Annotated in this window: 15 protein-coding genes; all 15 read right to left on the reverse strand. The window is 32.3% G+C overall.

Features of this window, described 5'->3' with window-relative positions; translation table 11 throughout:
* Window position 1: 1 nt before the first annotated feature.
* Window positions 2-1,306 (reverse strand): recombinase family protein, encoded by a 1,305-nt coding sequence (locus CLVI_RS00190; protein ID WP_106058096.1) that lies wholly within the window; start codon window positions 1,304-1,306, stop codon window positions 2-4.
* Window positions 1,307-1,370: 64 nt separating this feature from the next.
* Window positions 1,371-1,526 carry an SHOCT domain-containing protein gene (locus tag CLVI_RS17320; RefSeq protein WP_170065554.1) on the reverse strand — a complete coding sequence of 52 codons (156 nt, stop codon included), beginning with the start codon at window positions 1,524-1,526 and terminating at the stop codon, window positions 1,371-1,373.
* The gene (locus CLVI_RS00195; protein WP_106058097.1) at window positions 1,501-1,941 is read right to left on the reverse strand and encodes a sigma factor-like helix-turn-helix DNA-binding protein; all 441 of its coding nucleotides are present in this window, start codon (window positions 1,939-1,941) and stop codon (window positions 1,501-1,503) included. The genes CLVI_RS17320 and CLVI_RS00195 overlap by 26 nt, the downstream gene beginning before the upstream one ends.
* A gap of 129 nt (window positions 1,942-2,070) precedes the next feature.
* Window positions 2,071-2,766 (reverse strand): N-acetylmuramoyl-L-alanine amidase, encoded by a 696-nt coding sequence (locus CLVI_RS00200; RefSeq protein ID WP_106058098.1) that lies wholly within the window; start codon window positions 2,764-2,766, stop codon window positions 2,071-2,073.
* Window positions 2,759-3,169, reverse strand: a complete 411-nt coding sequence (locus CLVI_RS00205) for a phage holin family protein (protein ID WP_106058099.1) — start codon at window positions 3,167-3,169, stop codon at window positions 2,759-2,761. The genes CLVI_RS00200 and CLVI_RS00205 overlap by 8 nt, the downstream gene beginning before the upstream one ends.
* Before the next feature lie 20 nt (window positions 3,170-3,189).
* Window positions 3,190-4,536, reverse strand: coding sequence for a hypothetical protein (locus CLVI_RS00210; RefSeq protein WP_106058100.1), 1,347 nt, complete (start codon window positions 4,534-4,536; stop codon window positions 3,190-3,192).
* A gap of 49 nt (window positions 4,537-4,585) precedes the next feature.
* Complete coding sequence (locus tag CLVI_RS00215; RefSeq protein ID WP_106058101.1) at window positions 4,586-6,208, reverse strand: phage tail spike protein; 1,623 nt, start codon at window positions 6,206-6,208, stop codon at window positions 4,586-4,588.
* Window positions 6,209-6,210: 2 nt separating this feature from the next.
* Window positions 6,211-6,918: a distal tail protein Dit gene (locus CLVI_RS00220; protein WP_106058102.1), complete on the reverse strand. Its 708-nt coding sequence runs from the start codon at window positions 6,916-6,918 to the stop codon at window positions 6,211-6,213.
* A complete protein-coding gene (locus tag CLVI_RS00225) occupies window positions 6,918-9,554 on the reverse strand; it encodes a phage tail tape measure protein (protein ID WP_106058103.1) in 2,637 nt (878 codons plus the stop codon). The genes CLVI_RS00220 and CLVI_RS00225 overlap by 1 nt, the downstream gene beginning before the upstream one ends.
* A gap of 15 nt (window positions 9,555-9,569) precedes the next feature.
* The gene (locus tag CLVI_RS17930; RefSeq protein ID WP_278320489.1) at window positions 9,570-9,695 is read right to left on the reverse strand and encodes a hypothetical protein; all 126 of its coding nucleotides are present in this window, start codon (window positions 9,693-9,695) and stop codon (window positions 9,570-9,572) included.
* A gap of 68 nt (window positions 9,696-9,763) precedes the next feature.
* Window positions 9,764-10,087, reverse strand: a complete 324-nt coding sequence (locus CLVI_RS00230) for a hypothetical protein (RefSeq protein WP_106058104.1) — start codon at window positions 10,085-10,087, stop codon at window positions 9,764-9,766.
* Between the two features lie 46 nt (window positions 10,088-10,133).
* On the reverse strand, window positions 10,134-10,340 hold the full coding sequence (locus CLVI_RS00235) for a hypothetical protein (RefSeq protein WP_146127293.1): 207 nt from the start codon (window positions 10,338-10,340) through the stop codon (window positions 10,134-10,136).
* A gap of 154 nt (window positions 10,341-10,494) precedes the next feature.
* Entirely contained in the window at window positions 10,495-10,929 is a 435-nt protein-coding gene (locus tag CLVI_RS00240) for a GIY-YIG nuclease family protein (protein WP_106058106.1), read from the reverse strand.
* Window positions 10,930-10,985: 56 nt separating this feature from the next.
* Window positions 10,986-11,114: a hypothetical protein gene (locus CLVI_RS17935; RefSeq protein WP_278320490.1), complete on the reverse strand. Its 129-nt coding sequence runs from the start codon at window positions 11,112-11,114 to the stop codon at window positions 10,986-10,988.
* Window positions 11,115-11,256: 142 nt separating this feature from the next.
* On the reverse strand, window positions 11,257-12,252 hold the full coding sequence (locus tag CLVI_RS00245) for a hypothetical protein (RefSeq protein WP_106058107.1): 996 nt from the start codon (window positions 12,250-12,252) through the stop codon (window positions 11,257-11,259).
* Window positions 12,253-12,344 lie beyond the last annotated feature (92 nt).

Below are 12,344 nucleotides of genomic sequence, written 5' to 3' on the forward strand. Positions count from 1 at the left end.
GTTAATTCCTCCCTTCTAACTTTTTAAGACTTTCTGCTCTTACATCCTGACGTACTTTCTCGCTCCAACTTTCAGTTCGTGATTTATAACTCCATTCTTTTTTAATAATAGAACCATCGTAGAAGACAAAAATTAAATGCTTTCCCTCTGGAACTTGTATTTCCTTTATCTTCTTTGCAAAATACTCTTCATCAAATTTTGAAATTCCTAAAACTTCAGTTGTTACCATGTATAAAGTCTCCTCTGGTATTTGCTTAGATGGACAACTATCCTTTCCATATTTTGAGTATGTGGAACAATCCCATGAAACCCTACCTTTCTTATTCTTATGCTTGTAGTTCTTTCCACATATACCACATACTATTTTGCTAGTAAAAGGATACTTTCTACTTTCTTTTACTCGCGAATATCGTTCTCTGTTTTTAGATAAAATTTCTTGTGCTTTTTGAAAGGTGTCTGAATCAACAATAGGTGGGTGGGTACCTTCTGCAAAGTATTGTGGAAGATTGCCTTTATTCCAAACTAAAGTTTTTGTCAAATGGTCTTTTACATACTTTTTTTGAAGTAAGGCATTGCCTGTATATTTTTCATTTTTTATAATCTCAACGACTCTTTCTGAATTCCATTTTCCACCTCGTAGTTTCTTAACCCCCATTTCACTAAGCTTCTTAGCAATTTTGGTGCACCCCCTACCATCTATATAATCTTTAAAGATCATACGGACAATTTCTGCATCTTCTTCCTCGATTTCAATTTTCCCCTTTTTTATTTTATACCCATAAATAAACCTCAGATTTACAAGCTCCCCATCTGCAAATCCTTTCCTAATACGCCATTTACAGTTCTCACTGACTGAACGACTTTCCTCTTGCGCAAAAGAAGCGAGGATAGTAAGCATTAACTCACCATCCCCGCTCATACTGTATATATTCTCTTTTTCAAAATAAACATTAACATTTATGTCTTTCAGTTCTCTTATAGTTTCCAACATGGTAACTGTGTTTCTTGCTAGTCTAGAGATTGATTTTGTAATTATCATATCTATTTTACCATTTCTACAATCCTCTAAGAGTCTTTGAAATTCCGGTCTAATTTCTTTGGTTCCCGTTATAGCCTCATCTGAATAAACTCCCATATACTCCCAGCCTTTATGCTTTTGTATTAAATCACTATAATAGCTAACCTGTGCTGAAAGTGAATGAAGCATTGCCTCCTTTCCACTTGATACCCTTGCATAAGCAGCTACACGTTTTTTTGTAGGTACTTTTTGTACTGAAGGATTTATTTTTCTAATATTTCGTGACATGGAATCACCTCCTTTCAGTTACCCATGTTAGCTCCGATTTTGATACATAGCAAGTAAATAAGCGTTATAAACCTCCAAAAACAGGCTTGTATCTTGTAATTAGCATTGTTTCAATTTTACTGTATTCCTTCTCGTTTATTAATTTTCTTAAAATCATAACCTTAGCGATAGCAATGGAAACTCTGTAATTCTTTTCACGTTGAAATTGATGCTGTGTCATTTAAATCCCCCTCTTTCTTAAAACGGTATTTTATATAACAGGCATGGCCGCAGAACTTGCGGTTATTGTTGCCATAGCTTTCAAACTTATTTCCACATCCCGTACAACTTAAAATATAATAAGCTTTTTTTATATGCTCACTATCATTGGCTTTCCACCAGGATCTACGACACTCATCAGAGCAGAATTTCTTTGGTTGACCTTTTGTTCCTTGATTTAAGTGTTTCCCACAATTCTTGCAGGAAATATATACGTCCTTCTCTGTATTAGGTTTAATGCATTTAGCTCCTAAATTATTTCGCCTACAATGGGTCTTTACAGTATTTTCATTAATACCAAGTAACAATGATATCTGTGAATAACTTTTCCCCTCTATCCTCATATTTTTTATTTTTTCTTTCTCATTCTCAGTCATTAGAATTCACCTCCTAAAAAAGTAAGTAAGCAAAATAGCCTCCTCCGTCATTCATCATGTCCAAAAATAAAATTAATTTCCCTTTTTGTTTATAAACATTAAATATGGAAAGGCTATTTAATTAATTTTCTACTTATTAAATATCATAATTGCGGCATCAAACCCTGCCGCCTTTAGCTTCTGAACTTGATTTTCAGCATTTCCTCTTACAGCATATGAACCTGCCATTACTCTATAAAGAGTTTGTCCACTTGCTGGTTGTGGTTGTGTTGGCGTTGGTGCTGAAGCTTCAGCATAATTAATTCCAACTTGTGATAATATAGCTTTTGCTAATGCCTTTATGATTTCATTTCTTTTTGCATCAAACAAATTATTATCTCCACTGTTATCAATGAATCCTATCTCAATTAGAACTGCTGGTGCTTTGGTTTCTCTTAACACATGAAAGTTAGCTTGCTTAACTCCTCTATTTACAAAACCTAAGCCTACAAGCGAAGCTTGTATCTTATCTGCTAAGCTTTTAGAATTTGCTCCTGTGTTTAGATAAGTGAAAGTTTCAACCCCTCTAGCCTGTTCTGGTTTATAAGCATTTCTATGAAAGGATATAAAGTAGTCATAGGCATTTCTATTTTCAAAATTACTTCTATCGTTAAGGCTTACTGTATTATCACTAGTTCTGGTTTCATCAACCTCAATTCCATGTCTTCTAACCTCCGAAGCTACTGCTCTCCCTAAACTTAATACCTCATTGGATTCCTTTCTACCATTATAGCAAGCACCCCCATCTTCTCCACCATGTCCATAATCAAAACATAATCTACCCATTAATATCATCCTCCTTATTTAACTGTCCTAAAATATCCTTTAATTTCTGTGGTATTGGTAATCCTACCTTAGCTGAGTTTTCTATAATACTTATCCCTTCATTAGAAATGTAGAAAAAAATAACAGCAGTACGAATTGCACTACCGTTTTTAACGAGATAAACATCTATGATATTTCCTATGCCCACAAATGTAAAAATTAACACCTTTTTAAATATACCTCTAAACCCGATCTCACTTGATAGCCTTTTTTCTAGTACTGCTACCATTAAGCCTGTTACATAATCAATGACAACAAAAGCAATCAATGCATACATAAAGCCATCAACCCCTCCTAATAACCAACCAACATAGCCACCCATTGTAGCAAATATTGTTTGGAGAATATTAATTGAATTTTGCATTTCTTTTTCCTCCTTAATTCTTATAAAACTTTTTCTATCTGAAAATCATATTGTATTTTCATAGTATTTGTAGCTGTTTTAGTAATAGGTTCAGGTAACAGATTTTGAGCACCTACATAACTTGCAAATTTAAGTTTATTTAAAACTATTTGCCCAGAAGTTGTAGATATGATAATGCCCTTACCTGTCCAAATATTATTATAAGGATCATCAGGATTCATACGGGCTTCTCCATTTTCTATATAATAATTTGATAGCTTCAGGTTATCATTTTCTAACTTATATACATAACCATCTGCCTTACAGAAATGTGGCAGATTATCAAGAAACTGAAAATACATATAATTATAAGTATTACTTGTAAAAGGTATATCCTTAACAAAGGTTACTGTACTTCCATTAACTGTATAAACTTTTATCTTATCAGCCCTAACCAAATATAGGGTACTTCCAACCATTTGCACTACATTATATTGATCAGGAGCTGCCAAGCTAAGATAACTTGTTGCGCCAGTTGTTAAATTTACTATAGCGATGTTATTGGATGTTCCATATCCATTTATTAAAATTAAACTATCATCCCCTACACCAACTCCGCAGAATTGATTATAAATATAACTTGAAACCTTACTTGAAATAGCAAACTGACTAGTCACTTCAAAGTTATTATTTATTATAAAGCAATCAACCCCATAGCAAAGACCAGAAGTTAAATAATCATTACTTTTATAGGTTACTATAAGCTTCTTTCCACTTTTTGTTGTAAGGGTAATAGCAGCTCTAGTTGAGCTGTAACTAAAAGTAATTGCTTCACCACTTGGGCCTCGTGCAATTTGAGTGCCTGCAATTATCTTATCAATGGAATATTTTTGAGCCCACCACACACTTTGAAAAGTTCCATTAGCTGCACTAGTCGGGAAGTCGAAAACAAAATGCAAAAGCCCATTCCCGCTTATATCCAATTGAGTTTCTACAGTATTAATAGTTCCTTTTAATATATCTGAACCAGCGTAAGCTGTTGACTTATGTGCATATCCCACTAATGCCCCTCTATGAGCCATTATCTCCGCATCTTCAGCTCCATCATAGCTTGTCAAAAGTAAATAAAGAAAAGGCGCACTGTAAACTGTTGATGTTGTTGTTCCTTTTATCCGCTCATAATAATAATCCATGAAAGCATACTTATTCGATAAATTATTAATAATATTTTCAGACTTCACTTCATGTATTTTTTTCTTTGTTAAGTCATCAAAAATCTCAATTGTTGTAACTCCTTTAATTGGGGTTATGGGTTTCTTTTTGATAATTTCTAAGTGATCACCAGTTATTAGATTATCACTATAGGCAAGACTTTCTCTAAAGTTCATTTTATCTCCTCCCTAGGCTAAATTTATTTATATATTATGATGTATACTATTAAGCTAAAGTTACTGAAACTGAGTGGGTTATTTTATCTTCTGGTATATTAAAATAGGAAACTGTCTGTGAAATTTGAAAATTTAATAATTCATCCATTATAAATGAAGCGACAGTGTTTATAGTTGATGTATTTTTAATATTAATGTAGGCTATTTTTTCAGCTAACTCAACATGTGGAGGTTCTGAACTTAACCCTCCTTGAAGATTTCTTCCATCTATAAGGCATTGAAGATTATATAAAGGAATTGTAAAAGTCCCTGTATCAGTACTTAGAAAAACCCCTAAATAATGTGCACCAGAATTAACTTGAGGAATAGCTAATGGAATTCCTATCACATTATCTCCTGCTTGAAGCTTTTGCTTTGGTGTGAAGGGAATTGTTTTATTATCCAATTGAATATTGATAGTTAAAGTGCATGCTACTGAAGCTGTTCCGTAAATTGCTAAATTTATAGATAGATTAGTACTGCTAACTGCAGTTACTCCTAAATATATTGGCTGTATGACAGTTGTAGTCACGCTCAATGCAGTTGTATTTGCGTAGTACATTATGCTGGAAGCAACCTTTGCTACCATATTCCCTAAATCATCTTTTACAGTTTGAAGCTTTTTAGATATATCATCAAATGCTGATTTTGGTTGTCCTAATTCAACTTTGCTATTATAACCTACTAAAATATCCTTCTTAACCTTTATAACTTCAACTACTACATCGATATTAAATTTACTGTGCCGTACAATAACAAAGTCTCCAACCTTTACTTCCTGAAGCATTTTATAATTCTCATATTCTTTAGCTTTGCTTAATTCCATAAAATCCACTTCAATATTTACATTAGTTAGACCTATTGCTTTTGCTGCCTCCGTTGCCATTATTCTTAAAGTTGGCTCATCATTTGCATCCTTAAATTCAACCTTTTTAATTAGAGGAAAAGGAGGAAATGAACCACTATTCCAATTTGGGACATCGATATATTTTTCGGAAAGTATAATGCCATTTGCTCCTTTAGGATATAGCTTTGTTACTACATTTGTAGCATCATAGGTTATCTTAATTCCCCTAACATTTTTACCATACTTTATTAAAACTCCAGTACTCATACCCATTTGGTTTAATATCTTTATCTCAAAATTATCCCTATATAGTTCTCCAGCACCCCATTGCTCTATTATTTTAAACATAGTTTCTGCTGGATTAACTTCTATCATTTCCAAGGAGTTATTTGTAATTATGTCGCTATCAACCATATAAAATAGAAATAAATCACCCATCATTGCTTTTTGCATAGCAGTCTTAACACTACACTGTATCGCTTTTTCATTCTCTATAAAGTAAAAGGCTAAGTCATAAAAAATATGCTTAGCCCAAATCTTAATCCTATCATCGTTTCCTTGAATCTTTTCAACTTTATATATTCTAAAAAGTTGACCATCAGCTTTAATAATATTAAATTCCTGAAGGTATTTAGCTTTCTTTGAATTTGCCAGATACTCTATCTCTAAGCTATAATCACCATTTAGTTCATTATTAATTTCTGCCTTTATACATTCATTTAAAATAGCAATCCCATTATTATTAAAATTCCCCTTTAAAGTTTTTCTATCATATAAGCATATCAAAGCTACAACCACCGCCAGTTAGGTAAGATTTCTACCTTGCTAACAGTACCAATCCATTCAATAATATTTACTCCTGTTTTTAGCTTTGGGAACTCACCTGTCATTTTTTCATTTAAACTATTTCCTTCATCATCATAACAGTCTTGTATTTCTGAATTAATTATTACCTTTCCATTTATATCAATTAACTTTATCTGTTCATTGTTAATCTTTAATGTAATATCTCCTAAGCAATAAACAGAGATAATTGGGTCACTTTCTATATTCCCAGAATTTATAACCTCTGTTGCTGACTGATTAATAGTGCTTAAGGTATTCTCTACTAAATACTTAAAGGGCTTACAGTTAAATATAATAGGAAAATCTAAAACGCATCTAAAGACTGTCTTAAAATCTATTGAATTTACTACTTGAGCTCTATACTTTTTATTAGGGTTAAAGCTAAAAATTAAATCACTTTCACCAGCTTCAAATAGCCATGCCTTTATATTATCCATCTTATCCATTAGATTATTTCTATCTTTAGAAGTGCACTCTAAAACAATGGTTATATCATCATAAGTCCCTTCATCAAATATTAAGTTTGAGTTTCTTCCAGGTATATTGATATATGATACTCTCCTTTTAGGGGAAGGAATACTGGGCCTACTTGAAACTATAATGCCATAATCAGTGAAACTATTTTTACCACCAAAAGTAAAGCTAAGCATTAGGTAACACCCCTTCCCATTGATACTCTTTGCCTATAAAAATCAAGTTCATAAGCAAGTTGTTCTATATCTTTATCAGTGTTGTTAATAAAATTCTCAATATTAAGAGTTAAGCCCCCACCATTTACATTACCTTTTACTTTTTCAATGGCTCTAGCCATGAGTTCATCAAGTCTATCTATTGGTAGAACTGCTTCAGTTCCAGCTTCACCTACTCCAATGACACTAGGTCTATTAAAAATACCTCCGCTTGCATACCAATCAACTGCTAAATGAGGAACTTGTGGAGGCGATAAACTAAATTTTCCGTCCAAACTAAAATGTGGTAGATTAATATGGGGTAACTTTATATTTAAACCACTAAAGAAGTTCTTTATCTTATCAATCTGATCTTTTACAAAATTAACTGCAGCATTAATTGGTGACATTATTGCTGATTTAATTCCTCCCCACACAGAAGTTGTAACCCCTAAAATGCTATTCCACACATTAGAAACAGTATTTTTTATGCCATTAACTGTATTTGTAAATAGGCTTGTTACACCACTCCACATATTTGAAAAGAAACCTGAGATTGAATTCCAAACTGCCATGGTTGTATTTTTGATTCCATTCCATACTGCGCTTAAAGCTGACTCTATAGCATTCCATACAGTAGTTGTTACTGATTTTATTATGTTCCAAGCTGTAGTCAAAATAGAAACTATGGAATTTATTATTGGTGTAATAAAATTCACTATTGAATTCCATACTGTACTTATAACAAAGGAAATTGCATTAAATACTGTAGTTGTAACTTCTTTTATTGTATTCCATGCTCCTGTAATAAAATTAACTATTCCTTGAATTATTGGATTCAAAAATGCTACAATTCCATTCCAAACGGTACGTATCACTCCAGATACAGCATTCCATACAGTTGTTGTTACTGTATGAATAAGCTGCCATGCAACACTAATCACAGCTACAATTATATTTATGGCGGTTTGAACAATAGAAGAAATTATAGTCCAAGCACCCATAAAAATTGTCTTTATTACTTCCCATATAAAAGCAAAAGTTGTTTTTACACCTTCCCATATAGTTTTAATGACATTTGCTATTCCCTCAACTATTGGAAGTACCACTGCCTTTATTGACTCCCAGGTAGATACTATAGCTGTTTTTATTGCTGTTACTGAATTGCCTATGCTAGTTTTAAGCCACTCCCATACCCCACTGATTGAAGCTTTTATGGTATCCCAATTTTTATAAAGAAGTACACCTACGGCAATAAGTCCAGCTATAACAGCAATTACAATTCCAACTGGTCCAGTTATTGCTGTAAATACTGCTCCAAGTGCAGCTGATGCACCTCCAGCTGCTGCAATAGCACCTGAAACTGTACTAAATATTGAAACTAAAGTCCCAATGATGGTAATTACTTTCCCAACGATTAAAATTATAGGTCCAAGCGCCACTACAATTAACCCTATTTTAACTATTGTTTCTTGTTGTTCCTTAGACAGCCCTTGAAATCTATCCATTAACGGTTTTATAACAGCCATAAGCTTTTCAAGTATTGGAATTAATATCTGACCAAACTGAATACCTATCTGCTCTGCTTGTTCTTTCATTATTCTTATCTTATTAGTTGGACTGTCCATTGTTCTTCCAAGGTCACCTTGAGCATTTTTAGTAGCTTCCATAATTGCTCCATACCTTGCTTGAACCTTTTGTGCTTCAGTAAGTTCTTGTCCCTGCTGTGCAATACCGTTAGTATAAGCATAAGTCTTTATTGTAGTATCATTAACTAAAATACCTAAAGCTTTTAATGGTTCTGCTTCACCTGTGATTCCTGACTTTAGCTTTTGAAAAGCCTCTTCAGGCTTAAGATTATAAAAAGATGCCATATCATAAGAGAGCTGTGTTAATCCTTCTGACATATTTAAAGATTCCTGCCCTGTAAGCCCCATAGATGTAAGCATTGCATTGTAGGTGGCTACACTTTCTCTTACACTATAAGCATTTAATCCGAGAGCCTTAGAGGTTTCTTCTGACCACTTTCTTGCATCTCCTGCCATGGAACCCATAGATACTTCAAAGAGATTTTCTGACTCTTCAGCATCCATAGCCATTTTAGCTGCGGCAGTTCCAATTGCTAAGAGAGGTAATGTAACAGCTGTTGAAAGTTTAGTTCCAACTGAGGACATTTTCTCACCTACAGCCTTCATCTTTTCGCCTGCTTTGTCCATACTTTGAGAAAGTTTGTACCAAGCAGAGCTTTTAGTGTTCAATTCTTTGGTCGTTTGCTTAAGCTCATTTTGCATTTTATTAAGTTCTGCTGTAGCATAATTTAGCTTTATTTTAAGGTTTTCTGTTGCTTTAGCATCTTCACCCTTTTTCTCTACACTTTCTTGAAAGCTTTTATTTAAAGCCGCAACTTTATCTTTTTGAAGATTTATTTGTTTGTTTAAAGTATCTGCTTTAAGTCTTAGTCCATCAGTAGACTTACCAAAGTCACCAAGCTTAGTGCTTGCTGCTGAAAATTCACTTTGAACTAATTTTAAGCCCCTTTGAATTTTTGCTACGCCTTCTTGAAACCCTCTATCATCAAGACCTACTCTTGCTACAACTGTACTTGTATCTGCTGCCATTACATCACCTCCCCCTTAGAAAATAACATTATCTATATAATCAGTATCTTCTTGTTCCTCAATTCCATTTACTCTTTTATATATATTGAAAAGAGCTTGCAGTTTCTTAGGTGTACTCCTCCAGAACTGTTCTTCTGTCATTTTTAAAAGATTTGTTCCCAAATAGAAAAGCCACTCCCAATCCCATCCTTCAGAATTAGTGTGGCTTTCTATTCCCCCATGTTTTCAGTTACTTCTGGCATTGCTATCAACAATGCTTCATTAATAGTTGTTCCTAATCTCTCCATATCATTTAAAGTAAGCATTCTTCCTACTTCTTTTAAAGTCACACTTTCATCTTCAGCTTTAATTGCTGAATAAATCAGTGCTCTTATTGCTTTTATTTTTCTATTCTGTAAATCTTCAAAGGCTTGATTAATATCACCATATACCTCTTCTAATTCACAGAAGGTGTTCATATCAAACTTTAATTCATATTCTTTATCACTAAGTTTGAACTTTATTCCTTTATTTTTAAGTTCTGATGCTTTCATTATTTCAGCTCCTTTCTTAAATTAAAAAAGAGCAACTAATCATTAGTTACTCCTTAATTTTATACCTAACAGTATCATCAACTGTTACTGATGCTATTTTTCTAAATAACTCTTCATATTTTCCTGGTACTACTCTACTTGGATATATTCCATACCAAATAGGTAATGTACATTCCAGACAAGCCCTCTTTACTCCATTGTATTCATATACATTACCATCTGTATCTACTATTTTAACTAACTTTGTTCTCACTTTTGCTTCCTCCATTTTTCTTTTATTATAGGGAAATCTCCTCTAATCTTTCAAAAATTAATTTCACTTTATAACATTGCAAATACATGGTATAAACAAGACGCATTTTTAATAACCTTATACCTTGTACTATATGAACTTAGATGAAAATTTTCTATTTAAATGTAAGAAACACCGGCTTTAATAGTTTTGTTAAAATAATTTCAACCAATTGTCTTTCTTCTTCACTTTCAAATTCTCTCCAATATATTTCTACTTCCCCGTTATATTCTGCAAAAAATCTATCCCATCTCGATTTCTCTTTAGGACAATTATCAGGTATTGGTTTATAGGATTCTACATAATGATTTCTTATTCTATTAGATAATGGTTTAGCTTTCCCAATATACAGGTAATCTCCATCCTTCATATAAATATATATTCCTGATTTATTACCAACTTGTTCACTGATGTAATTATACTGTTCTTTTTTCTCTTGTTTACTCTCTGGAAAACAATGATTTAACTTGAATGAGTTCCACGTTTCTTTTGAAACTGGAAGAATTCTTTCTTCTTCTAAACAAAAAGTCAATTTATCAACTATATTCATTTTTAAAACCTCCTACTGCATAAAATATTTTAATATTCTTAATCGTAAATTATTACTTAAATATTACAGTAATCATCATAGACTTCTTGTAATTCACTGAAGGTTTTCATATCAAATTTAAGCTCATACTCTTCGTTGTTAAGTTTAATTTTTATTCCTTTATTTTTAAGTTCTAATGCCTTCAAATAAATCTCATCCACTCTGCTCTTTGGCAAGAAAAAGGATTTACGTTAATAGTAAATCCTCTCGAAATTTAAATAATATCTTACTTTATATTCTCCTATGAAATTAATGGTATATTATAGGTGATCTATATCAAAAATTACTCTATTCAACTTGAAATTTCCAATTATATACGTATTGAGATATATAGCTGAGCTCAACAGTGTAATATCCATTATAGATGTTACTAAGAGTATAGCTTTTATCATAAGCACCATTCCATAACATATCTGACACTAAGGGGTTTCCAGATTCATCACGAATAATTATTACCAATTGATTTCCTGCATTCCCATAAATTCCAAGATCTCTACCCGCTTCAACATAAACTCTCCAAGTTTGAGTGTTATCTATATCAGAAATTTTTTCATATCTATTTTTTTCAATTTGTTCTGCCATTACCTTATCGTCAGCTTCTTGTTTAGTTCGAGCTATGGCGTCAGATTGTTGTTTAGCTCGAGCTATGGCATCATCTTCAAGCTTCTGTTTTTTATCTTTTTCTTTTTGGGCTTCTTTTTGGGCTTCTGTAGTTATAATTCCTGTATACTTAGTAAGAACAATAGACTCTGCACCAGAGTACTTATCAAATGCAACACCTATGCCGTCTGAACGTAATAATGCCTCATTCCAATAAACTTCTCTTGTTTTATTTGGATATTTTATTGAGGCTTCAAGAATCAAATCTTTAATAGCTACCGAATTATTGCTTTGCACATAACCTTCTTTTAATTTCACAATAACAGATAATCTATCCGGATCAAATGGTTCCTTAGTTATTTCTAATCCTTCTATATTACTTGTAATTATAATGTTGTTGTAAGTATTTAATTTTGATTTCTCGTGTTTATTAGAAGCATTTACACTAGCAATCACAATAAAAACTATAGCTATAACCATGCTTACAACTATTTTATTGTGGATAAGTTTATTTTTTGCTTCATTAAAATTAAGCCTCATACTAATTTTTAATTTATTTTTATTTACTATAATTATATTTTTTATTTTTTTCATCTGAATCTTACCTTTTTCAGATAAAAATAGCCATATTACTGTCCAAATCCAACTTAATAATTCTAAAATATTTAATATCACTTTTTTCATAGTTATCCCCCAAAAAATTATTAAATTATTCATACATAAAATCCATTTTTTATAAAATTATATCATAATTTTGCATAATAGTACATAAAACG

The sequence above is a fragment of the Clostridium vincentii genome, assembly GCF_002995745.1.
Classification (GTDB): Bacteria; Bacillota; Clostridia; order Clostridiales; family Clostridiaceae; genus Clostridium; species Clostridium vincentii.